Here is a 24799-nt window from a genome sequence, read left to right on the forward strand (position 1 = left end):
CGGAACACGGCGAACACGTCGCCGTGCGTTAATGCGTTAATACTGATAGGTTTCCGGTTCAAAGCTCATGCCCGACACGGGCGTTTCGCGCTCCTCGCGATCCAGCCAGCTGGTGTAGCCCAGTTGATGACTGCCATCCAGATTCGCCGTGGGAACTTCCTCGCCCGCCAGCACCAGCTGAACGTCCCAGGCATACTCAAAACCGACGAAGTTACGTACCCACTCCCGCAGTACCGGCAGGTCGTTGCCCCAGGGGCTGAAACGCACGTACTGGTCGAGGTTGAGCGGCCCCAGAATCAGTTTGAATTTATGCTGACGGTCCTGCACCGTATTGCCGAGGATCGCGCCGTCGCCCAGCAGCATGGCGCACTGGTCATTGCCTAAAATGGTTTGTTCTTTCGGCTCAAGGAAAATCCATTGCAGTTCGTACTCTTCCATCTGCACCGGCAGTTGGAAGTAGTAGTGCAGCGCGCCCAGCAAGCCCGCCGGGTTACGCGCTTCGCGCACCAGATGGGCGGAAGAGGCCAGGCGGGCATGGATCGGCAGGCACGATGAGGTCAGTTCGGCAGGGTCGATCCCCGAGAGGCTGCCGATGTAAAACGAAAAACGTTCGTCGTCTTTTCTGTCCAGCGAGGCGGTATCCTGCGACACGAACCAGGCCCGGTAAAACAGGGAAAGCGCCCGGTGATGGAAGATGTCGAGGAAGTTGGTCAGCGTGTGGTCGTGCTGCTCATGGCGCGAGTAGGCCTGCTCGGAAAAGTGCAGCGGCATGGCGCCCTGCGCGCCCCAGACGCCCAGGCTGTACAGCTGCAGCTTGAGCTTATCGCCCTGCCAGCTGAGCCGGGAGATTTCACGCGGCGAAAAAGCCATATGCGCGGTTTGACCCAGGCGGAAAGGCTCCTGGGAAGGCAACTCAGCCTTGCCCGGCGCCGGCATATCGGGAAGTCGCGCGGCGATGGCACGCATGATGCTGAGGAACCCGGAATTCCACGGCGCGTCTTCGTCGTACCAGGCATCCAGATTCAGGGACAAATCGCCGCTCTGCATTGCGTTCCGTTCCATTATAGCGCTCCCCGCCTCCCGGTCCGGGCGCCCCAGCGCGCGATGAATCCGCGTTGCATGGAGTGCAGCTCCGTCTCGGTGAAGATGTTGATGGCGGCGTGGCGGGAGAAGTAGTTCTCCATAATGAGGCCGAACAAATAGGGGCTGATGCCGGAGAAGCCGTCCTCGTCTACGGTCAGGATGCAGCGTACGCCGCGGCCGTAGACCAACAGGCCATCGCCGGGAAGGCGGCGTACTACCGGTTCGGTTTTGCATCCGACGATGCTGTTGATTTGGGTAATGGACTCCATATCGGCGCTGTCGGTAAAGAGCTTAAGCATGTTGCGTAAGGATTCGCCGCCGACGGAATGTTCCATGTCCGACAGCGGCAGGTAGTTAAAGCTCAGCTGACGGATCAAACGCCAGGCAGCTTCGCCGGTGGCGAACGGCGGGCGCGGTACGCTCGGCGGCGTGACGAAGGTAGCGCCTTCAATCGGCACCGCGTCGGTCATCGTCAGGTCAAAACTGCCGCTGCGGGTGATCAGCCGGGGCAGGTCGCGGTTGGTGACCATTGCCTCAACCAGCAGGTAGCGGATGTGGTCGCCGTACGGCGCTTCAAGCTGATCGACCAGGGAGATGAACACTTCCGTGCCGAGGTAGGATGTCCGGGTATCGTATTTTCGTTCCGTATTGCCCTTGGTGCGCGGGTCCCTTCTGACGGAGAAATAGCGGCTGAAGTTGCCGGCGTCGCTGTGCCGCGTCTGATACAGGGGGTTAAACACCACCTCTTCGCTTTTTTCCGCCTGCTGGCCCAGGACCTTATCGACGGAAAACACCTCGTAGTCCAGCGGCCGGCTGCGGTCGGGAACGATGTGGAAGTTATTCAGCGCGCGGTTCACTTCGATGCGGTCTACGCGTTTGGGGAACAGGTTAATTACCGGCGTACAAAACAGCATGAAGCGTGAGGCATCAATGTGGCCAATCAGATCCTGTGGCAGCTTATCCAGCAGAATGATGATTTCGGCTTCATTGGTCTGATTGTTTTTCAAACCTTCAGCCAGTTGGGTCAGCGTGAAGAAGTAGAAACGCTCGCGACAGCAGATGTATTCATGGATCAGGGTATGCCCGTGGAACATGTTCCATGCCAGCGGCAGCAGGGTCTGATCGGGGTCAAGGCCTTCGAACTTCAGGGGCTGGTTGTTGACGATCCGGTACTGCGAATCGTCGCCGCTGCCGGAGCGAACCACAACGGCGACATGGCTGTTATGCAGGAGTTCGAACGTATGCGAGACGATACGCTCGTCGCCCTGGATATAGAAAGGCAACTGATCCAAACCATTCAGTTCGGAGAAAACGGTTTCCCCCTGAATACGCAGCTTAATACGCAGCGCGCCCTTCAGGCGGTTGTGCGCAATGCGGTATCCTTCCAGGTTCGGCAGGTCCGGCGGCACGGAAGTCAGACGCGCGTCGGCGATTTCCAGCGGCCACAGGGTAACGCTCTGGCTGTTGCGGAACTCGCAGCGCGTCATCTCACCGGGCAGGATACGGCTGAAAAAGGCGCTGTCCTTGGGAATACGATACCCCTGGGTCAGGTCGCCTTCTTTCTGATTGGGTTTGAGCTGCACCACGCCCATGGAAGGGGTCGGCGCATTGTAGTTTGGGTAAACGATATCCAGCAGACGCTGGGTGAATTTAGGAAATTCGGCATCCAGCTTTATCTGCGTACGGGCGGATAAAAAACAGAATGCTTCGATCAGGCGCTCTACATAAGGGTCGGCGACATCGATACCGTGCATTCCTAACCGGCCGGCTATCTTCGGGTGTTTCTCGGCGAACTCACGCGACATTTCCCTGATAAACGTCAGTTCCCGGTTGTAATAATCAAGAAAATTGTGATCCACTTATCTGTCCTGTAAATTCCATTTCGATTACACGCTATTCATTTTGGTTTTCATCGTGTGAAAGACTGCTGTGTAGTCGCACACGTTAAACTAAGGCAGGTCAGAATATTAAAGTGACCTGAATGTTAATTTCGGGCTTAATTCCGAAATTAACGCACATGTATTGATATAGGTAATTACCACGTTCTCCAGAGTCCGAATTGGAAATAACCATTCTAATACTTGCTAAAACGCGGCGAATAGCCGTTGCTGGATATTTGCATCTCGTAAAAATCTGACGATTGCAGTGATGTTTCTTATCATGTAATGTGAAGCAGGTTCACTTTCCTCCATTTTTTGGAATATATCATGACGAAATCAGTGACTCAACGTCATTATAAAATGGTTGTGTTTGTGGATCATTGTTGTATGTATTTTAATTGTGATAATGCCATTAAAAACAATGGCTTAAATTCAATTAAATTATCTATTTAAGAATGATGTCCGGCTGTTATTCCTAAAAAGCCAGAGTTGAAACAGTTAGTGTTTTATTTTTCTGATTATTTTAATTAGCATGCCAAAAGTAAAAGGACATTTAGTCGTTCTGGAATTATTGTAATTAAGGTATTAGCAAGCTTCGCAATATTCAGAATGATCCAAACCACAAGGGCGAGAAGCATCGTGGCGATAACAAGACAAAACTTATTTGGGAAACTTGACACTTCCCTTTTTAAAAGCATTGAAAGTGCAACTACACTTTGCAAGTTACGCGGCAATCCTTATGTCGAAATGGCGCACTGGCTGAATCAATTGTTTCAGCAAGAAGATAATGATATCCGACATATTTTACGCCATTTTGAAGTTGATGCGGAATTGCTGGAGCGTGACTTCTCACAGGCGCTGGCGCGTTTACCCGCCGGTGCGAGTTCTATTTCCGACTTTTCCTATCACATTGAGCTGGCCATTGAGCGCGCGTGGATCTTCGCCAGCCTGGAATGCCAGGACAGCCGTATCCGCAGCGGTCATTTGCTGATCGCAATATTGACGACGATGGAACTTCGTCGCGCGCTGTTTTCCATCTCTTCGACCTTCGAGCGTATTTCGTTGGAGCATCTGACCAAAGACTTCGGCTATATCACGCGCGAATCGCCGGAAGCGGAAGAGAGCGCCAATGACGGCTCCCTGCCGGGCGGCGCCGGCGTTCCCGGCGAAGCCAGTAATGCCATCGGTTCCCCGAAGGCGGGCGGCGGTCTGGCGCAATATTCTACCGATCTCACCGCTCTGGCGCGTGAAGGCAAGATCGACCCGGTATTGGGTCGCGACAAAGAAATCAACACGATGGTGGATATCCTGCTGCGCCGCCGCCAGAACAACCCGTTGCTGACGGGCGAGGCGGGCGTAGGGAAGACTGCCGTGGTGGAAGGGTTGGCGCAGGCCATCGTCGCGGGAGAAGTTCCGCCGGCGTTGTCCCGGGTGCGTTTGCTGACGCTGGACGTCGTGGCGCTTTCCGCCGGCGCCAGCATGAAAGGCGAGTTTGAAGCGCGCCTGAAAGCGGTGCTGGAAGAAGCCGTGGCTTCTCCGGACCCGGTAATTCTGTTTATTGATGAAATTCACACCCTGGTAGGCGCCGGTGGTGCCGCAGGGACCGGCGATGCCGCGAACCTGATGAAACCGATGCTGGCGCGCGGTCAACTGCGCACTATCGGCGCAACTACCTGGAGTGAATTTAAACGTCATATTGAGAAAGATCCTGCGCTGACGCGCCGCTTCCAGGTATTGCAGGTGGAAGAGCCGGACGAAGGCACGGCGATTTCCATGCTGCGCGGTTTGCTGCCGGTACTGGAGAAGCACCACGGCGTGTGGATCATGGACGAAGCGTTGCGCGCAGCGGTACGCCTGTCGCATCGTTATATTCCGTCCCGCCAGCTGCCGGACAAAGCCATCAGTCTGCTGGATACCGCCTGCGCCCGCGTTGCGGTTGCCCAGCACGCGGCGCCGGATGAGTTACAGATACTGCGTTTTCATACCAAAACCGCCCGTACTGAGCTGGCGCTGGTAGAAAAAGCGGTCAACTTCGGTAAAGAAGACGGCGAACGCGCGCAGGGTATTCAGAGCGCTATCGCAGAACATGAAGCCGAGGCGGAGCGCCTCGATCAGCGCTGGTCGCAGGAGCGCGATTTGGTCGCCGCTATCGTTGAAATTCGTCAGGCTTTGCAGGAGGCGGTAGCGCAGGAAGAGCGGGATGAAGAAGAAATCAGCCGCCTGCAGGCGCAGCTGAACGAGCAGGAAACTGCGCTCAGCGCCGCCCGTAAGGAGCAGCCGCTGGTACAGGCGGAAGTTAACGCCGGCGTTGTGGCCTCTATCGTTGCGAAGTGGACCGGCATTCCGGTAGGTCAGGTGCTGAAAGACGATCGTAACGCCGTGCTGGAACTGCCGCAGCGTCTGGCTGCCCGGGTTATTGGTCAGCGTCATGCGCTCGACCGCGTATGCGAAAGCATTCAGACCGCGCGTGCCGGTTTGGCCGACCCGCGTAAGCCGTCCGGCGTATTTATGCTGGTGGGGCCGTCCGGGGTAGGGAAAACGGAAACCGCGCTGGCGATTGCCGAGCAGTTATATGGCGGCGAACAGAACCTGATCACCATCAACATGAGTGAATATCAGGAAGCGCACACCGTTTCTTCGCTGAAAGGTTCCCCGCCGGGGTACGTCGGTTATGGCGAAGGCGGCGTGCTGACCGAAGCGGTGCGTCGTAAGCCGTACAGCGTGGTTTTGCTGGATGAAATCGAAAAGGCGCATCCGGATGTTCATGAGTTGTTCTTCCAGGTATTCGATAAAGGTTCGATGGAAGACGGCGAAGGGCGCCAGATTGATTTTAAAAATACAATAATATTATTAACCAGCAACGTTGGCAGTGACGTATTAACCAACGTATGTGCCGATCCGGACACCATGCCGGAGGAAGACGGTCTGCTGGCTTTATTGCAGCCGGAATTATTGAAAGTTTTCCCGGCGGCATTTTTGGGACGGGTTAGCATTGTTCCTTATTTACCTCTGGAGCAAAGCTCACTGCAATACATTGTTCGTCTGCATTTGAACCGTGTGGTGAGCCGCGTAAAAGAGCAACATGAAATATCACTTAAATACAGTGATGAGCTGGTGCAACACATCGTTGACCAATGCCCGGTTGCAGAAACAGGGGCAAGGATGCTGATTCGTTTTATTGAGCAGAATATTTTGCCCAAGATTGGAAGCATCATATTGAATCAGGAAGGTTCATTGTCTAACCACGAGATGAATATGACGTTCTCGGCGGAGAAGGGGTTAGATATTTTCATGCAACGGGAGGAGGAATTACTCGCAAGTTAGTTTAGGAAGTAGGAATAACAGGATTTAACTGGATTTTTTATAGTAGGAAACTAGAGGATTTATTAAACATGCGTAATTTTAAACTTGCTATTTGTGCACTGGCTATGTCTGCTGTATCTACCGCTGCTTTCGCTGAAGGTCAGGGTCAGGTTCGTTTCGAAGGTGAGCTGATCAACGAAACCTGCAAACTGGCTGACGACAGCAAAGACATCCTGGTAACCCTGCCGAAGCTGTCTACCAAGACGCTGGACGCAGAAGGCAAAGAAGCCGGTTCTAAAGGTTTTGACATCAACGTTATCGACTGCCCGAGCAGCATCACCAAAGTGGCCGCTCACTTTGAAGCTATCGGCAGCTCCGGTGTGAACTCTGCAACCGGTAACCTGAAGAACGCCTACACCGCCGCTGATAAAGCCGGCAACGTAGAAGTTCGTCTGTATGACGCTGATGAGTCTCACCTGAAGCTGGGCGACACCGGCCAGTCTTTCACCGTTAAATCTGACGGTACTTCTACCCTGCGTTACTACGGTGGCTACTATGCAACCGCAGCGACCACTGCAGGTAAAGTAGAAGCTAAAGCTCTGTTTACTCTGGCTTACGAGTAATAAATCAGTCGTAGTTTGACTGATTCCGGAGCAAATAATTATTTTTGCTCCGGTTAAAGGACATTACCTGCAGCCCTGAATGGGTTGCAGGTAATTAAATACGCTATCGCGTTCAGGTTATTGGGAATGGAAATCGGTAATCTAATGTTTTCTAAAATAACAGGTATATTTTTCACGTTCGCGCTGTTGACGAATGTTGCATCCGCCGGAATGACAATTACCGGAACGCGCATAATTTTCCCCAGCGACGAGCGTGAAGTCACCGTAAGAACGAATAACCGCGGGGCGTCGCCTTCACTGGTCCAGGTATGGGTGGATGACGGGAAAGTTGGCGGAGATATTAATAAGGTTAATACGCCTTTCGTCGTAACGCCGCCGGTTTATCGTGTAGAACCGGGTAAAGGGCAGAGCGTACGTCTGGTCTATAATGGCATGTCATTGCCTCAGGATCGCGAATCCGTCTTTTGGTTTAATATGCTGGAAGTTCCGCCGGTAGACAAAAAAGCAAAAAATGCCGACGTGCTGGAACTGGCATTCAGAACGAGAATTAAGATTTTTTACCGTCCTTCTTCATTGAAAAGCAGCAGCATAAATGATTTAGATAAACTCACCTGGCAACAAGTGAATACTAATAAAGGGCGTGGGATTAAAGTTTCCAACCCAACGCCTTATTACGTCTCCTTTGAGTCCGCCTCCATTGAAGCGGGTAACCGAAAGTATGCCTTAGAGACCGAAATGGTCGAGCCGTTCGGAAGCAAAACGTTCAGCGTATCGGGCAATCAATCGGTAAGCACAGCAATCAACAGTATTGATATTAATATACTGAACGATTATGGCGCGACGGTAAATCAAAAGCTTGTTGCACAAGGGGGCGGGTTTATTCATCGCAACGCCATAAAAGGTTGAGTTCCGTATACGTAATATCTCTTGTTTCAGGTATAGGGTAAATGCCTGGGTGCGTTATGAGAAATAATGTATCCGTGTGAAAGGAGTCTGGGAATTGAGATCTTTAGGAATCAGTAAACGTAGACGGTCAAAAAAAGCTGAAGCGCTATTTTCATCTGCGATGAAAAAACTGCTTATTGCTTCATTGGGCGTATGCAGCCCGATGGCAATTGCCCAGGAAAGCGAATCGGTTTTGGCTAATAACGCTGGCGAGGATGCCGGTGTTCCGACCATCGAATTTAACGCCGGGTTTTTACGCGGCGATAACGTGGATGTGTCCAGATATTCCGAGGGTAACCCGGCTCCCGCAGGGACTTTTTCGGTAACGCTGAGCCTGAACGGAGAATACCGTGGGCAGCGCAGTATTTTGTTCGTGCCGGTATCCGGTAACAGCAGCGCACAGCCGTGTTTTACACGTGATGAACTGATGGCGCTGGGGATTATTATCCCGGCGGAGAAAGGACAAAGCATTGCATTCGGTGAAGGGCGCCAGTGCGCCACGGTCGATAAATGGGTTGCAGGCAGTACCGCGAATTACGCGGTGGGCGATCTGCACCTTGATCTGGTGGTGCCGCAGGCCTTCCTGACCAAGCGTCCGCGCGGTTATACCGATCCAAACTCCTGGAACGAAGGCGTGACGGCAGCATTGCTGGACTATAACAGCAACTTTTACACCCAGCGCAATCAGGGGAAAGACCTTAACAGCGCAAACCTGGGGGTAACGGCCGGCTTTAACTTCCAGGGATGGCGTCTGCGTAAACGCATCAATACCTCCTGGACCAACGAATCCCACCGCCATACCGAGAGCCTGTACGGCTACGTCCAGCGGGACATTACGGCGCTGAAAAGCCAGCTGACGCTGGGCGACAGCGTCACCAGCGGCGATCTGTTCGACAGCCTCAGCCTGCGCGGCGTGCAGTTGCAGTCTGACGACCGGATGTTGCCGGAAGGGCTGAGAAACTACATTCCCGTTCTGCGCGGTACGGCGGACACCAACGCCCGCATACGTGTCACCCAGCGCGGACAGACAGTCTATGAAACCGTCGTTCCTCCGGGACCGTTTGAAATTTCTGACGTGGGCGCCCTGGGATACGGCGGCGATCTGGAAATGACCATCACGGAATCGGATGGCCGCGAACGTACTCAGGTAATCCCGTTCTCGGCGCCGCCGATGCTGTTGCATGCCGGCGTATCGCGCTTCGGCTTTGCCGCCGGTGAGTTGCGTGACGAGATGATCAAAAAACGTCCGAAAATGGTGCAGGGCTTCTATCAGTACGGCATCGGCAACATGTACACCCTGTACGGGGGCGGGCAGTGGAGCGAGGACTATCATGCTCTGGCGATCGGCCATGCCTTTAACACGCCGATCGGCGGGATCTCAATGGACGTAACGCGCGCGCACACCAAGCTCAAAGACGGTAAAACGTCGGAAGGCAACAGCGTGAACGTCGGCTTCAGTAAGTATCTGGCGCCGACCGATACGGATGTGACGCTGGCCGCCTATCGTTACTCATCCAGCGGTTTCTACTCTTTCCGTGACGCCGCGATTGAGCGTTATGGTTCCAAGAACAACTATACCAGCACCGACTACCGGACCAAGCAGCGTCTGACGCTGACTATGGGACAAAATCTGGGCGATATCGGTCGTTTAACGTTCTCGGGCAGCCTCTATAACTATTGGGACGATCGTTCGACGACGAAACAGTACACGATGACCTTCAACCGTTCAGAGCGTTACTTTGCCTGGGCGCTGTCGGCTTCGCGTTCTTCCAGCAGCGACGGCCGCAGTTCCAATGATTTCATGCTGTCTTTCAACGTTCCGCTGGGACGTTACAACAATGCGCAGCGGCCGGCATTCAGCTCGCTTTACACCAACATGGGCTTTGATAACCAGGGCAACATGTCGATGCAGAGCAGCGTGGTCGGCAGTCAGGGCGAGAACAGTGAACTGACGTACAGCGTTGGGGGAAGCCTCAACAGAACGAAACGGGTTTCCGAGCAGAGCGCCGACGTTAACTTTGCCCAGCGTAAGAACAAGCATTCTGATCTGAATGAATCGCTTAACGGCAGCGTTAACTACAACACCGGATTCGGGCAACTCGGCTCCACGGCGTCGGTCAGCAACAAATCCAAGCAGTTGTCCCTGTCCGCCAGCGGCAGCGTCGTGGCGCACCGTGGCGGCGTAACGCTGGGGCCGCGTCTTGGCGACAACACGCCGTTCGCGCTGGTTCATGCGCCGGGCGCCGGTGGGGCGAAATTGCTCAACGGTTATGGCTCCCGGATTGATGGCAATGGTTATGCAATCATGCCGTCGCTGACGCCATACCGTGAAAACACGGTTGCCGTGAGCACGCGCGGATTGCCGGATACCGTTGACCTGATGGAAAACGAAACCATCATTATTCCGCGCGTAGGGGCGGCGGTGCCGGTGAAAGTGAAAACGATCGTCGGTGCGCCGGTGGTATTAATCGTGCGTGATGAAAACAATGATTATTTGCCGATTGGTACTGAATTGTTTGATTCAAATAACGTTAGCATGGGAATTATTGGGCAGGGCGGTATGGCGTTTATCCGCGGATGGAATGCTGCGGAAGACTATTTATATGTTAAAGGCACCTCTGGCTCACAATGCCGGATTTATCCTGACAAAGCCCTGGCGCAAAGAATTAACAATGCTACTGGTAATATGATTAGAGTGGAGGTCGCATGTCGTCGTTAATTAAGAAAGTGATTAGCGCTAATTTTATTGCGGCGCCTCTGTGTGCTTTCGGTATATTATTATCGCAGGCGGCATTGGCTACCTGCTCAAATACCGATTGTTCTATTGATGTTTTTTTTAAGGGTGTTTATACTGACGAAACTTGCAATATAAGCATTAATGGGGCGAGTGCCAATGAAACGGTCACTTTACCCACTTTGTCTACAGCAACCCTGAAAAAAGACGGTACTGAAGCCGGCTCCAAATTGTTTGATATTACGTTAAAGGATTGCCCGGTCAGTCGCACGGTGACGTTATTCTTTAACAGTGATTTCTCCTCGGCGGATTCGGCAACAGGAAACTTAATTAATAGCGTAGGTTCCGATCACAGCCAGAATGCACAAGTCCGGCTGCGGAAAGAGGATGGTGCATTAATTAAGATTGATGATGCGACAACGGGACAGGATTATGTCATATCTCCGACAGGGGATGCTGTGACGCATCATTATACGGCGAGTTATTATGCCAAAGGCGATTCGGCCGTTACTGCAGGGAAAGTACGCGCAGCAGCGGGCGTGGAACTTGTTTATAAATGACAAGGAGGTAAATATTAATTCGTCATACGGCGTAATAATCTTTAATGTTTAAACGTACCGGGTTTAATAAAATTTAATTTTACACACAACAAATTTTATTTTATACATAATAGTGCCTGTGAAAGAGTAATCATAAATATGAGCAAAAGTAACTCTCAAAAATTTATTGCGCGAAATCGTGCGCCCCGCGTTCAAATTGAATATGACGTAGAGATTTATGGTAGTGAAAAGAAAGTTGAGCTGCCATTTATCATGGGCGTATTAGCCGATCTGTCTGGTAAGCCGCTTGAGCCGCTGCCGCCCGTCGCTGACAGAAAGTTCCTTAACATCGACATCGATAATTTCGATGAGCGTATGAAGGCAATGAAACCGCGTGTTGCATTCGCCGTTCCGAATACGCTGACCGGTGAAGGGCAACTGATGGTGGATATGACTTTTGAAAGCATGGACGACTTCTCTCCTGACGCCATTGCCAGAAAAGTGGATTCGCTGTCGCAACTGTTGGATGCGCGTACGCAACTCGCCAACCTGCAAACCTATATGGATGGTAAGGCGGGCGCGGAAAGCCTGGTCATGAAGGTACTGAACGATAAGTCGCTCCTGAATACGCTGGCTTCCGCTCCGAAACCGAAGCAGGCGGATAACGCCGACAACAAATGACGCCGCGCGTCCAGAGTGATTTAAAGAGGGATTAAGATGGCCACTCACCACCACAACGCAAATAAAAACAGACAACAAGCCGCCACAGAGACGGTAGAAACTCAGAATGATTTTAACGCGCTGTTGACCAAAGAATTCAAGCCGAAGTCCGAGCAGGCGAAAACGGCGGTTGAAACGGCGGTAAAAACGCTGGCAGAGCAGGCGCTCGCCAGTTCGGTAACCATTGCGGATGATGCCTACAAGAATATCGCCGTCTATATTGCCGAAATCGACCGTAAACTGTCTGAGCAGATCAACCTGATCCTGCATCATCAGGAATTCCAGGCGCTGGAAAGCGCATGGCGCGGCCTGCATTATCTCGTGTATAACACCGAGACCGACGAGAAGCTGAAGCTGCGCTTTATGGATTTGTCCAAAGAAGAGCTGCGCCGCAACATGCGTCGCTTCAAAGGCATCGCCTGGGATCAGAGCCCGCTGTTCAAACAGGTTTATGAAGAAGAATATGGTCAGTTGGGCGGCGAGCCGTATGGCTGCCTGGTTGCCGACTATTTCTTTGACCACAGCGCGCCGGACGTTGACCTGCTGTCTTCCATCGGTAAGGTTGCCGCTTCTGCCCACGTACCGTTTATTACCGGCGCTTCCCCGGCCGTTATGCAGATGGATTCCTGGCAGGAACTGGCGAACCCGCGCGACCTGACCAAGATCTTCACGCAGAACCTGGAATATGCAGCATGGAACTCGCTGCGTCAGTCTGAAGATTCACGTTATATCGGCCTGGCGATGCCGCGCTTCCTGGCGCGTCTGCCTTACGGCATCAAAACCAACCCGGTTGACGACTTCAACTTTGAAGAAACCACCGACGGCGCCGATCACAGCAAATACGTTTGGTCCAACGCGGCTTACGCGATGGCCGTTAACATCAACCGTTCGTTCAAACACTACGGCTGGTGTACCCAGATCCGCGGCGTAGAAAGCGGCGGCGTGGTGGAAAACCTGCCGTGCCACACCTTCCCGACCGATGACGGCGGCGTGGACATGAAGTGCCCGACCGAAATCGCGATCTCCGATCGCCGTGAAGCGGAACTGGCCAAAAACGGTTTCATTCCGTTGATTCACCGTAAGAATACCGACTATGCGGCGTTTATCGGCGCGCAGTCCCTGCAGAAACCGGCTGAATACTACGATCCGGACGCTACCGCGAACGCCAACCTGTCTGCGCGTCTGCCGTACATGTTCGCGTGTTCCCGTTTCGCGCATTACCTGAAGTGCATTGTGCGCGACAAGATCGGTTCTTTCAAAGAGCGCGAAGACATGCAGCGCTGGTTGAATGACTGGGTCATGAACTACGTGGACGGCGATCCGGCGAACTCCTCTCAGGAAATTAAAGCGCGTCGCCCGCTGGCTGCCGCTGAAGTTGTGGTTGAGGACGTGGAAGGAAATCCGGGTTACTACCAGGCGAAGTTCTTCCTGCGCCCGCACTTCCAGCTGGAAGGCCTGACCGTGTCGCTGCGTATGGTTGCAAAACTGCCGTCGCTGAAAGGCGCTGCGTAATCAGGATAGTCGCTTAATTACCGGATTAATGTCGTTAATATAAGCGATAAACCTAATCTGTGTTTTTTAAAAGGAATTACGATAATTATTGCGTTCCTCAGTAATTATCGTGGATGAAAGCCAGGGTGTAGATTTATTTCAGTTTATAGGGAACTGAGACTCTGTCTTTATTTTTGGTTGTTGCACATTGTGTAACTTTATTTAAAAGAGCTTAAGAAGGGAAATATCATGGCTCAAGATATGTTTATCAAAATCGACGGCATCGAAGGTGAATCACTGGATGCTATTCATAAGAATGAGATCGAAGTTCTTTCCTGGCGCTGGGCCGGCTCACAGCACTCTAACATGCACAGCGGTTCTGGCGGTGGTGCCGGTAAAGCAACGGTTGAAGATTTCATGTTCACCCACTACACCGATAAGGCTAGCCCGAACCTGCTGAGCTACTGCCTGACCGGTAAGCACATCAAAAACATCGTATTCGTTATCCGTAAAGCCGGTGGCGATCCGCTGGAGTACATGACCATCAAATTTACCGACGTCATCATCACCCGCGTTGGTATGGCTGGTTCTGTTGAAGACGAGTCCCGTCCGCGTGAAGAAGTTACCTTCTCCTTCACCAAAGTTACTCAGGACTACGTTATGCAGAATGCTGAAGGTAGCAAGTCTGGCGTTGTTTCTGCTAGCTACGACGTTAAAGCTAACCTGCACGGCTAATTTGGCCCGTGGTTAGTTAATTAAGGTTTGCCGCCGTTATGGCGGCAGACCTTCCTTCGCCGCGTCATTAAAAAAGATTAAAAGAGGATGCTGCGAAACTTAATAACAATAACCAAAGGATGCTAATCGCATCATTTTTGCGCTCCGTGCGGCGTAAATATTGACGTTATGTCTGCTTCAACTGGTATGACTACGGTGGCTATATGCTTCACGCTAATAAATATAAAAACATGAATGGTCGGGGCAGAACGTTACGTTGTTTTCTCGTTGTCTTTATCGCAGTGCTTTTGGTTGCCTGTAGCAGAGGGAAGTCTGAGCCAAAGAAAGCCGTTAAGGCGGAGAAGGCTGACGCGGTGCAGATGACGCTGGCGGCGGAAAAGGACATTAACCCGAACGAGCGCGGGAATCCGGCGCCGTTAAACGTCTTTGTCTACGGGATTAAGTCGGTTGACGCTTTTGAGAACAGCGACTACTTCACGATTACCGAAGGCAACAGCGCCCAGATGCAGACAGCGGCCTCCAAGATATATGAAGCCATCCTGCAACCCGGCGAGTCGCGCGTCATCATGATCAATCCGGGTTCCGACGTCAAAGCGTTCGGCATCATCGGCGCATACCGGAACATCAGCCATGTCGTCTGGAATCAGGTCTGGGAGATACCGGACAAACCCAAACTCACGTGGTGGCAGTGGCTTATTGGCTCGGAACCCGATCCGGTTGAAGTGAATGTGGGTTTACGAAAAACGTCAATTACAATTAATAAAATGGATTAATCTGTGAAAACAAATAAAGTCGTATGGAGTGAAGGACTGTTTTTGCGCCCGCAGCTTTTTCAACAGCAGGAGCGCTATTTAGAATACTACGCACATAAAAGAGCTTCGACGAGCAATCCGTTTTTTTGGGGTTTTTCCCAATACGAGATTGACCGGGAGGCCCTCTCTTACGGGAAGCTGGTACTGCGCACCGCGCGGGGCGTCCTGCCCGACGGTACGCCGTTCGACATTCCCGATCATGCCGATCTTCCGGAACCGCTGACCATTCAACCTGAGCACTTGGGCAAGATGATTTATCTTGCGGTGCCGCTGCGTCTTGATAACAGCGATGAAACCGTTTTTAGCGCGCACGACACCGGTTCGCTGGCGCGTTTCCAGGCTGCGGAAGAGATCCTGTGTGACACCAACGCCATCCGCCAGGGGCCAAAGCCGGTACAGCTGGCTAAACTGCGTTTGCGCCTGGTGTCTGAAACGGAGATGACCGAGTCATGGATCGGTCTGCCGCTGATGCGGGTTAAGGCTATTCAGCCGGACGGCAGCGTGCTGTTGCATCTGGAAGACTATATCCCGCCGGTGACGGGCTACGCCGCGAACCCGCTGTTGAGCGAATGGCTGACCCACCTTAACGGCCTGGTGAAAATGCGTGCCGAAATGCTGGCGAACCGTCTGTCGTCAACCGATGGCAAGGCCAGCGCCAGTGCGGAAGTGGTCGACTATCTGCTGCTGCAGATTTTCAACAAGTATGAGCCGATCCTGGACCATCTGCGTCACCTGCCGGAGCTGCCGCCCATCGCGCTGTATGAAGAGCTGGCGAAGCTGTCCGGTGAGCTTTCGACGTTCGTGCGCACCAAAACGCGCCGGCCGAAGCCTGCGCCGGGGTACGATCACGCCCGTCTTTATCCTTCTATCCGCCCGTTGGTGGATGACGTTCATGACCTGCTGAACCAGATTCTGGTCAGGGCCGGTCAGCTCATCGATCTCCAGGCCAAGGGCAACGGTATCTGGTCGGCGTCTGTTCTGCCGAGCGAACTGCGTTCCTTCTCCAACCTGGTGCTGGCGGTTCATGCCCAGCTGCCGATGGACGTGCTGTCGCAGCAGTTCCACGCCCAGGCCAAGATCAGCGCCCCGCAGCAGTTGCACGAACTGGTACGTTCGCACCTGCCGGGCCTGATCCTGCAGGGTCTGCCCGTGCCGCCGCGTCAGATCCCGTACAGCTCGGGCTACGTCTACTTCGAATTGCAGAAAAACGGACCTTTCTGGGAGAAAATTTCCGGCACGGGCGCGGTTGCGCTGCACGTGGCGGGGGATTTCCCAGGCTTAAAAATGGAACTCTGGGGCATTAGGAACTGATGAAAGATGAATTCGATCAGGACGGTGCCGTTGAGTTAAACGACGAGCCGATCCTTCCCGAACCAACGGAAGACACCAATCCCCAGGCGATGGGGATGTTCCTGCTTGATGAGCAGGGGGAATGGGCGCAGGAGCCGGATAACCGCAGCCCTGCGTTGGATCCGTTCTTTCCGTACCGGCAAAACAAAAACGATGTCCGGCTGAAAAGCGAAGGCGTTCAGCAACGGGTGCAAAAGGTGAAGGCAGCGGACAATCCGCTGCTGGAGGCCGTTCAGCCGCTGCTGCGCGCGCTGAGCGATATGCCTGCTCAGATCATTGACGTTTCACACACGCTGACGCTGAAGAACAGCCTGAAGAACGAAGTTAACCAGTTCAGCATCGTGTGCGATGAGGTGGACATTCCCTGGAAGAAGATGGCCATCGTGCGTTACTGCATCTGTACCGCGCTGGATGAAGCCGCGCACGCCACGCCCTGGGGGCTGGCTTCCGGCTGGTCGCAGGACAACCTGTTGAACCACTTCGAAGGCGACAACGACGGCGGTAATAAATTCTTCCTGTTGGTGGGACGTCTGTCGATGAACCCCCAGGAATTTGCGGACGTGCTGGAAGTGCTGCTGCGTATTCTGGGGCTGGGCTTCGAAGGGCGTTACAGCATCATTGAAGACGGCGAACGGCACCTGACGAAAATCCGCCAGCGTTTGCTGACCATTCTTCAGAGCACGCGCGAAACCACGGCGCCGATCCTTTCGCCGCACGGCCTGGTGACGCGCGGCCCGAGAAAGCGCGAGCGCCTGGTCATTCCGGTACGTATCTCCGTCATGCTCGTCACTCTGCTGGTCGGCTCATTGTTCATCTGGAGCAAATATTGGCTCTCTATGTACAAAGACGGCATCGAGCGACGCATTTTCGCCATGCAACGGGTGAATACGCCGCCGCCGCCGCCGGTCAAGATCCGGCTCCGTCTTGCCGTTCTGCTGAAAGAAGAAATCCGCAAGCAGTTGGTCAGCGTGGATGAAACCCAGAGCGAGAGCAAGGTCATCCTGAGAGGCGACTCCCTGTTCATGCCGGGTTCCGTCGTGGTACGTCCGGAAATGATCCCGGTAATTGAGCGGGTGGCGAAGGAAGTGCATCGCGTGGACGGCCATATCGTCATTGTGGGTCATACCGATTCTCAGCCGATCAATAAACCGGGTCTGCCCAATAACGTTGTGCTTTCCGAGAAACGCGCGCTGGAAGTGGCGAGATATTTCCTCGATGCAGGTACGCCTTATAACCAAGTGAAAATCAAAGGCGTCGGGGACACTCAGCCAGTGGCCGGCAATAACACTCCGCAAGGACGCGCACAGAACCGTCGCGTGGAGTTTTTCGTAACGTATCAATGAGTTTGCCAATGTATTATTTGAATAGACTCTTTTCATCCAGATTTTTAAAGGTGTTGCTGATCATAGCCTGTATTGCGCTGTTGATGGCCGCCATCTGGTACCTGGGGCCGATGTTCGGCTTCGGGGAGACGCGCCCGCTGGAAAGCGTGGAATCGCGCATCATCCTGATCGTACTGGCGACGTTCTGCCTGCTGTGTTTCTGGCTCAGACTACCGCTGTTTATCGTCACCGTTGCCGCCCTGTGCGTGCTTGTCTGGGTAATCGGCCCCTTTATTCTGATCGGGGAGAGTTACCCGCTGGCCGGCGTCACCGCCCGTTTGGTGGTGATCGGGGTGATTTTGTTCGTTGCCCTGCTGTACGGCATCTGGCGTTTGTTGCTGGCGTTGCGCCACAACCCGACGCTGCTGGATTTGTTCATCAAAAAACGGGACGTTAAGCAGGAAACCGACGTCTCCGAAGTCAGCATGGTTATCCGCAAAGCGGTTAACTACGTAAAAAAAACGCGTAAGAACACCTCGTTCTTCCAGCGTGTATTCCTGGCGCGCAAATCGCTGGATGTGCTGCCGTGGTACATGATGATTGGCACCGCCGGTGCGGGGAAAACCTCGGCGATCCTCGCGTCCAGCCAGGACTTCCCGATGCCGGAGCAGTTGAACCAGGTAGGTAAAGAGTGCCCGGCGACGCGTAACTGCGAATGCTGGTTCGCCAATGACGCGGTTTACATTGATACCTCCGGTAAGTACGTCAATGAGCCGAAGGAGAGTCAGGACGAGTGGCGCGGCATTCTGAAGGCGCTGAAGCGTTACCGTCCGGTCAAGGCGATTAACGGCACCATCGTAACCCTGGCCGCTGCGGACATCATGGGGCGCAGCAAAGCTGAGCTGTTCGAGCTTTCCGCCACCCTGCGCGGACGTCTGGAAGAATTGCGCCAGACGCTGGGCGTACGCTTCCCGGTGTACGTCATGATCACCAAACTCGATCAGTTGCCCGGTTTCGCTGAGTATTTCCGTATCCTGACCGAGCAGGAGCGCGAGCAAATCTGGGGAACGACGTTCCCGTACGGCGATGAAATGAAAGCCGGCGCCGCGGAACTGCACGAACACATCAAGAACGAGTTTGCGCTGCTGGAGCACCGTATCGATCGCGACATGACCGTGCGCCATCAGGAAGAGTACGACGTTGACGATCGTAAAAGAATGTACTCCCTGCCGCAGGACTTTAACTTGCTGACCGCGGCCGTCGCCGATGTGGTACAGAACATCTTCTTCGCTTCGCGCTACGACGATACGCAGAGCTACACCACGCTGCGCGGCGTGTACTTCTGCAGCAGCCGCCAGCCCATCGACTTTACGGTGCTGAACAACGGCACGGTGATTCAGCGCTGGTCCAACTATGTTTCCAACAAGGCGCCGGAAACCATCGTCCCTGCTTCTCGCCGCGACAGCGACGTTGATTACCTGGTCACCGATGTGGCGTTCGGGCGTCAGTATTTCCTCAAACAGTTGTTCAGCGAAATCATCGTGAAGGATGACGACCTTGCGCGCCACAACTTAACCAATGAGTCGAAATACCGTTTCCAGCGCTTCATCGGCCATACGCTGTGCATTCTGCTGGCCGTCTTTTTGCTGAACGGCATTTATAACAGCTACCACAACAACAGCGACTATCTGGTTGAGGTTGAGCAGAAAGCGACGCACCTGGAAGGTGAGGTGGACAGCTTTGTTAAAACCACCAACGACACTCTGTTACCGACGTTGCTGAGCCTGACGCAATACCTGCCTGAGACGCGGTTAGTGAACGTTTACGATCCCGATATGTCCTGGCGTTACGGGCTGTATACCGGCAACGACGTCATCAGGGCTTCCGACGGTCTGTACGCCTACTTCCTGCAACGGCTGCTGTTGCCGCAGATGGAGCATCAGGTCGCCAAATCGCTGCAGGAAGCGGTGTACCAGAACAGTACGGACAAGGTCTATTCCTGGCTGAAACTTTACCTGGTCATTACAGGGCAGGGGAAATTTGACAAGGATTACCTGATCAGCAGCCTTACCCAGCTGTGGGAAGACAACGGCAACCTGAGGCTGTATGCGGATCGTCGTGACTTCGTTTCCCATCTGAACAACCTGTTCAGCCGTCAGGACTGGCGCCGCTACGGGCAGGAGCCTGACGAGCAGCTGATCAAACATGCGCGCACCATGCTGGAGCGCAGGGACATGGCGGATCGTCTTTACGATCGCATTAAGGGGCTGGCCGAGGCGGAAGCGCCGCCGGACCTCACCCTGAATGAGATGACAAAGTCGCAGGCGGGCGAAATCTTCACCGTCGCCGGCTCCGAACAGACGATTCCAGGCTTGTACACCTACGCCGGTTACCACCAGGTGTTCAAAAAAAAAATGAGCGACGTCCTGGCGCCTTTGAGCAGTGAAGACGCCTGGGTGATGGGAAAAAAGGAAGCGACCGGGGAAATCCCCGATCTGCTTCAGACCGGAGTGGCAAAGGGCGGCGCGGGCAGCCTGGCCAATCCGGTGCAGGAAAAAATTCTGACGCGTTACCTCAGCGAGTACACCCGCCATTGGCAGAACTATCTGCGCAATATCCGGGTTAAGGGCAACATGCTGGGCGCGTATTCCGGGGACTCCGGGCTGACGTCGGACGTTTACATGCTGCGCACCCTGGTGTCGGCGGATTCACCGCTGACTAACCTGGTCAGGCGCGCCGTGAAGGAAACAACGCTGTCGGAAAAAGAGAAGTCAGTGGTGGCGGATGCGCTGAAAAACAGCAATGTCACCCACGGGCTGGGCATGAGCGGCCGCAGCCACATGCTTGACGTCGCGGCGCGGCTTAATCAGGCGTTCAAAGAGCTGGAAAAGCGCGTGCTCTGGGACAGCGTCGATCGCCATTTCGCGCCGTTGCGTGAGTTTGTCGTCGGCGACGCGCGGGCCAGCAGCGGGGATTTACCCCCGGGCAGCGCGGCGAATTCCCCGTACAGCAAGCTGATGGGGGTGCTGAACGACCAATATACGCTGTTCGTGATTTACGACGATGCGATTAAAAACGGCAACACGCCGCCGGTGTCGGAGTCCGCACAGAAGTTGAGCGCGGAGTCCCGTACCTGGCCCGATCCGCTGCGGGATCTGATTGGACCGTTGCTGGACGGCGCGCGCAAGCGGGCAAGCCAGAAGGTGATTGAAAAGACCAACGAAACCATTGATGAGAGCCTGGGATCAATATGTCGTCGCACGCTGAAGGGGCGCTATCCCTTCGCTAACGTACAGCAGGAAGTGAAGGTTGCCGATTTTGAGCGCTTCTTCGCCGCCGGTGGGGTGGTGGATGAGTACTTCAAAAAGAACCTGGCGGACAAAGTGGACACCTCGACCCGTCCGTGGCGTTACAAAGGCAGCGCAGACGCCATCGGCGGCGCCAGGCTGGACATCTTCGAGCACGTTGAAGATATCCGCAGCGCGTTCTTCCAGGGCGACAGCGGTAAACGCATGGAGCTGAATTTCGCCGTCTCGGTTCCCTACATGGACCCGTCGGTGACGCAACTGAACATGAATGTGGACGGTACGAAGATTAACTATGCGCACGGACCGGTGATGCCCACCTGGCTGAAGTGGCCCGGTTCGCGCTCCGGCTCGATGATCACCATTAATGCGACGCTGCGTTCGCAGTCGCCGGGTGCAGGACTGGTGTTAACCGGACCATGGGCGCTGTTCCGCTGGCTGGAAAGCGCGAAAAAGGTGGTTTCCACCGACTCAGGCAATACGGTTCTGGTTTATGCGCTGAACCAGCAAAACGCCAACATTGAGGTGGCGGGGCTGACGCATAACGACGAGCTGATCGTGGATTTGCTGAGAGGGTTCCGCTGTCCGTAACCCCGGCCGGGATTGTGATTCATCCGCCATTGCTACAGGGAGGCGAATATGGCGATACGTATCTTACTACTGAAGGATAACGCCGGTTCCGGGCTTTTTCGCCTGGGTGGGTTACGTGGCCGGCGTATCCGTACGTTTATCAAAAACAGGGTATTGCCCGGCATGCATGATGCGCTGCCAGGCAAAAGCCTACCTAAAAACTATCCCTGGTGTTTTATCTTGCCCCCGGCGTCCCTGCGCCGGAAAACGTATTACATCGGTGCGTTTGTTCCTTTTGATAATGCGCGCGGCGAGAGAAGCTTTATCGCGCTTTATTCTGCCGTTTCTTATAAATGGCTGCAGAGTAATCTTGCGTTGGAATTTCCTGCCGCGTTCTGGATGGCACGCATTTTAGCAGGCATGAAACATGAGGAGATAACCAGCGGGAATTATGTCTATGTACGCCCATGGATAAAGGCGTTACAGAGATCATTTTCCTGGTTCTGGGAATCTATCGCATTGACCGAAAATTTCAGATTCAGGAATCGTTCTAAGTTCCTTCTCCGTGAATGTACCGATTTAGACTATGAAATTTGTGGTGATGATGGCGTCGATATAATGCCATGGAAGAACTGGCCTGAATGTATTCAGGCCGGAGATTGCGTATGGCTCTGGCGACAAAGTAGGCATAACCGGCTTATTGAGTCTCAGAGAATTTTATTAAAGCACGATGAGGGCCGTGAGGTCTGATTCGTCATTTTAGGATATTAACCACGCATTAGGTGATAACATGTCGCGTACTATCAAATTAAGCAGTCCGGCGATGCCGCTTCTGTTGGGGGAACCGGCGCTGGTAATATCGGGTTTGGACGGCGAAGAATCGTTTTCTTCGTTGTATACTTACACGATAGTCGCCAAAACGCCGGCTAACCCTATGATTCCGTGGCAGTCCGCCTCGAATGTCGATTTAAAATCGCTTATCGGTAAAGATATGACGGTTGAAATCGAGTTGGATGGCAACGGGCTGGAGGAGTTAACTAACGTTGGCAAAGGAACTCGTGAGATTTCTGGTCTGGTGGAAAAGGCCCGATATATCGGGCGCGACGCCAATCAGGCTATGTATGAAATTATCATTCGTCCCTGGCTTTATCTAAGTACGCTAACGAATGACTACAAAATATTTCAGCAAAAAAGTGCTCTTCAAATTATTGAAGACGTGCTCGGTGACTATAATTTCTCATTCGAAAAACGTCTTGCCGGCAGCTATCCTATTCTTGACTACCAGGTACAGTATGGCGAAACCGACTTCGACTTTATCCAGCGTTTAATGGAAGAGTGGGGAATTTATTGGTTCTTTGAGCACAATGGCCAAAAACACACCCTGATTTTGGTTGACCATGTGGGGGCGCATAAGCGTTTCCCCAGCGAAGCGTATCACGTTATTAAATATTCTCCGGACGATCCTAAACTGGACGAAGAATATATTCATACGTTCCATTTCCAGGAGAAAATTACCTCCGGCCGGTGGGTCACGAACGATTATGACTTTACCAAGTCTCGTGCCGATATTATGGCGCTGGACAGCAAGCCGAGGAAAACCAGCTTCAACCAGATGGAAGTCTTCCAGTGGCCCGGCGACTATGAGCAACCTCAGATCGGTGAGCAGCTGGCCCGCGTCCGTATGGAAGAGCGCGGTGCCGAAGGCTCGCGTTGTTCCGGTTCCGGTTCATTGCGCGGTATTGCCTGCGGTTCGAACTTCGAACTGAAAGGGTATCCGGTTGATAAAGTTAACCGCGAATACATGATACTGAGCAGCCACCTGAACGTTACCGAAGTTGAGCAATCTTCCGGCGGCGTGGAGTTTGAGTATCACTGTGACTTCAGCGTTCAGCCGACGACCAAGATCTACCGCCATCCGATGACCATTCAGCGGCCGAAAACCAGCGGCCCGCAGACGGCGATCGTGGTTGGCCCGCCGGGTGAAGAAGTGTGGACCGACGAATATGGCCGGATCAAGGTTCGTTTCCAGTGGGACCGCTACGGCAAAAACCGTGAATCAGACTCCTGCTGGATCCGCGTCAGCCAGGCGTGGGCGGGAAATAACTTCGGCGGCATTCAGATCCCCCGCGTGGGTCATGAGGTCATCGTTGACTTCCTGAACGGCGACCCGGACCGTCCGCTGGTTACCGGCAGCCTTTATAACAACGTGACGATGCCGCCGTGGGATCTTCCCATGAACGGTACGCAAAGCGGTATGGTCACCCGTACCATCGGCGGTGGCCGCAACAACTACAACGGCGTACGTTTTGAAGATAAACCCGGCCTGGAACAGTATTGGGAACAGGCCGAACGTGATATGTCGCGTTTAACCAAGCGTAATGAATCGCAGGTTATCGGCGTTAACTCCGATCTTACCGTCGGTGTGTCGCGTACTGAGTTTGTGGGCGCTAACTTTACGTCCGACGTTATCGGCAACAGTTCCAACATGGTCGGCGCGACCTACGGCCTGCAGGTTGGCGGTTATGCCGCGTTTACCGTGGGTGGGGCGATGGCGTTTAACGTTGTCGGGCCTGTGTTAACGAACTACTCCGCAAACTACGGCTTCACCATCGGCGGCGCGCACAGCGAAAACGTCGGCGGGGTGAAGGGCGTAAACGTTGGCGGCGCCTATATGACGACCGTTGGCGGATATTACTCGCTGGCCGTTGGCGGTGCGCACCATACCGTTGTCGGTGGGGCGATGAGTTCAGTCGCTGGTGGCTATATGTCAATGACTGCCGGTGGCGAAATGGTTCTTTCCGCCGGTAAAATCCGCATCATTGGTAAGCATGTCGTCATTCAGGGCGACCAGGTGGACATCAACCCCGGCGATGGCTGCTGCGATTGCGGCGGTGGCGGCGGTGGCGGCGGTGGCGGTGCTGGTGCGGGCGCATTTGTCGGCCTGCCTGGCCTGCCGCCGATGCCTGGCTTGATCGGCTACGTATTGCCGCTGCCGTGCTTGCCGATCTTCGTTCCGCCAATTCCGATTCCGACGCCGGCTCCGCCGCCGACGCCAAGCCCGACGATGCCGCCGCTCCCGACGGATACACCGTTCCCGACGGATACTCCGTTCCCGACGACGACACCGCCAGTAACCGAGACGCCGACACCGACGACGACACCGCCGGTAACGGAGACACCGACGCCTCCGGTAACACCGACGACGACACCGCCGGTAACCCAGACGCCGACGCCGCCGGTAACGGAAACACCGACGCCGCCGGTAACGGAAACGCCGACGCCGCCGGTAACAGAAACGCCGACGCCGCCGGTAACAGAAACGCCGACGCCGCCGGTAACAGAAACGCCGACGCCGCCGGTAACAGAAACGCCGACGCCGCCGGTAAC

16 protein-coding genes are annotated in these 24799 nt (G+C 54.0%); 14 read left to right on the forward strand and 2 right to left on the reverse strand.

Annotated features, from left to right (window positions below; genetic code table 11):
- Positions 1-36: 36 nt before the first annotated feature.
- Positions 37-1062: a type VI secretion system baseplate subunit TssG gene (tssG, locus tag C8D90_RS07350; protein WP_115457768.1), complete on the reverse strand. Its 1026-nt coding sequence runs from the start codon at positions 1060-1062 to the stop codon at positions 37-39.
- The gene (gene tssF / locus C8D90_RS07355; protein ID WP_115457769.1) at positions 1062-2942 is read right to left on the reverse strand and encodes a type VI secretion system baseplate subunit TssF; all 1881 of its coding nucleotides are present in this window, start codon (positions 2940-2942) and stop codon (positions 1062-1064) included. The genes tssG and tssF overlap by 1 nt, the downstream gene beginning before the upstream one ends.
- Positions 2943-3602: 660 nt before the next feature.
- Between tssF and tssH the strand changes: the two genes are divergently transcribed.
- The 14 genes from tssH to C8D90_RS07425 form a co-directional block, all read left to right on the forward strand.
- The gene (tssH, locus tag C8D90_RS07360; RefSeq protein WP_115457770.1) at positions 3603-6287 is read left to right on the forward strand and encodes a type VI secretion system ATPase TssH; all 2685 of its coding nucleotides are present in this window, start codon (positions 3603-3605) and stop codon (positions 6285-6287) included.
- A gap of 68 nt (positions 6288-6355) precedes the next feature.
- Positions 6356-6889, forward strand: a complete 534-nt coding sequence (locus C8D90_RS07365) for a fimbrial protein (protein WP_115457771.1) — start codon at positions 6356-6358, stop codon at positions 6887-6889.
- A 144-nt stretch (positions 6890-7033) separates the two neighbouring features.
- Positions 7034-7795, forward strand: coding sequence for a fimbria/pilus periplasmic chaperone (locus tag C8D90_RS07370; RefSeq protein ID WP_162844378.1), 762 nt, complete (start codon positions 7034-7036; stop codon positions 7793-7795).
- A 232-nt stretch (positions 7796-8027) separates the two neighbouring features.
- Positions 8028-10553, forward strand: coding sequence for a fimbria/pilus outer membrane usher protein (locus C8D90_RS07375; RefSeq protein ID WP_230472970.1), 2526 nt, complete (start codon positions 8028-8030; stop codon positions 10551-10553).
- Positions 10541-11128, forward strand: coding sequence for a fimbrial protein (locus tag C8D90_RS07380; protein ID WP_115457773.1), 588 nt, complete (start codon positions 10541-10543; stop codon positions 11126-11128). The genes C8D90_RS07375 and C8D90_RS07380 overlap by 13 nt, the downstream gene beginning before the upstream one ends.
- Positions 11129-11266: 138 nt before the next feature.
- Positions 11267-11788, forward strand: coding sequence for a type VI secretion system contractile sheath small subunit (gene tssB, locus C8D90_RS07385; RefSeq protein WP_115457774.1), 522 nt, complete (start codon positions 11267-11269; stop codon positions 11786-11788).
- A 36-nt stretch (positions 11789-11824) separates the two neighbouring features.
- The gene (gene tssC, locus C8D90_RS07390) at positions 11825-13339 is read left to right on the forward strand and encodes a type VI secretion system contractile sheath large subunit (protein ID WP_115457775.1); all 1515 of its coding nucleotides are present in this window, start codon (positions 11825-11827) and stop codon (positions 13337-13339) included.
- 228 nt (positions 13340-13567) lie between these two features.
- Complete coding sequence (locus C8D90_RS07395) at positions 13568-14053, forward strand: Hcp family type VI secretion system effector (RefSeq protein WP_115457776.1); 486 nt, start codon at positions 13568-13570, stop codon at positions 14051-14053.
- A gap of 230 nt (positions 14054-14283) precedes the next feature.
- Complete coding sequence (gene tssJ, locus C8D90_RS07400; protein ID WP_230472980.1) at positions 14284-14826, forward strand: type VI secretion system lipoprotein TssJ; 543 nt, start codon at positions 14284-14286, stop codon at positions 14824-14826.
- A gap of 3 nt (positions 14827-14829) precedes the next feature.
- Positions 14830-16176, forward strand: a complete 1347-nt coding sequence (gene tssK, locus C8D90_RS07405; protein ID WP_115457778.1) for a type VI secretion system baseplate subunit TssK — start codon at positions 14830-14832, stop codon at positions 16174-16176.
- Complete coding sequence (gene tssL / locus C8D90_RS07410) at positions 16176-17558, forward strand: type VI secretion system protein TssL, long form (RefSeq protein ID WP_115457779.1); 1383 nt, start codon at positions 16176-16178, stop codon at positions 17556-17558. Before tssK ends, tssL begins: the two co-directional genes overlap by 1 nt.
- Before the next feature lie 50 nt (positions 17559-17608).
- Positions 17609-21433: a type VI secretion system membrane subunit TssM gene (gene tssM / locus C8D90_RS07415; protein WP_230472971.1), complete on the forward strand. Its 3825-nt coding sequence runs from the start codon at positions 17609-17611 to the stop codon at positions 21431-21433.
- Between the two features lie 48 nt (positions 21434-21481).
- Entirely contained in the window at positions 21482-22162 is a 681-nt protein-coding gene (locus C8D90_RS07420; protein ID WP_115457781.1) for a T6SS protein Cts1T, read from the forward strand.
- 73 nt (positions 22163-22235) lie between these two features.
- On the forward strand, positions 22236-24799 hold a 2564-nt coding region (locus tag C8D90_RS07425), incomplete at its 3' end, for a type VI secretion system Vgr family protein (protein ID WP_115457782.1).

It is taken from the genome of Enterobacillus tribolii, assembly GCF_003363015.1.
Taxonomy (GTDB): Bacteria; Pseudomonadota; Gammaproteobacteria; order Enterobacterales; family Enterobacteriaceae; genus Enterobacillus; species Enterobacillus tribolii.

Excerpts from the sequence above, each read along its gene's own strand:
- C8D90_RS07380 (WP_115457773.1), top strand. The coding sequence starts at position 10,541 with ATGTCGTCGTTAATTAAGAAAGTGATTAGCGCTAATTTTATTGCGGCG.
- C8D90_RS07365 (WP_115457771.1), top strand. The coding sequence starts at position 6,356 with ATGCGTAATTTTAAACTTGCTATTTGTGCACTGGCTATGTCTGCTGTA.
- tssJ (WP_230472980.1), top strand. The coding sequence starts at position 14,284 with ATGAATGGTCGGGGCAGAACGTTACGTTGTTTTCTCGTTGTCTTTATC.
- tssG (WP_115457768.1), bottom strand. The coding sequence starts at position 1,062 with ATGGAACGGAACGCAATGCAGAGCGGCGATTTGTCCCTGAATCTGGAT.
- tssL (WP_115457779.1), top strand. The coding sequence starts at position 16,176 with ATGAAAGATGAATTCGATCAGGACGGTGCCGTTGAGTTAAACGACGAG.
- tssC (WP_115457775.1), top strand. The coding sequence starts at position 11,825 with ATGGCCACTCACCACCACAACGCAAATAAAAACAGACAACAAGCCGCC.
- C8D90_RS07420 (WP_115457781.1), top strand. The coding sequence starts at position 21,482 with ATGGCGATACGTATCTTACTACTGAAGGATAACGCCGGTTCCGGGCTT.
- tssB (WP_115457774.1), top strand. The coding sequence starts at position 11,267 with ATGAGCAAAAGTAACTCTCAAAAATTTATTGCGCGAAATCGTGCGCCC.
- C8D90_RS07395 (WP_115457776.1), top strand. The coding sequence starts at position 13,568 with ATGGCTCAAGATATGTTTATCAAAATCGACGGCATCGAAGGTGAATCA.
- C8D90_RS07370 (WP_162844378.1), top strand. The coding sequence starts at position 7,034 with ATGTTTTCTAAAATAACAGGTATATTTTTCACGTTCGCGCTGTTGACG.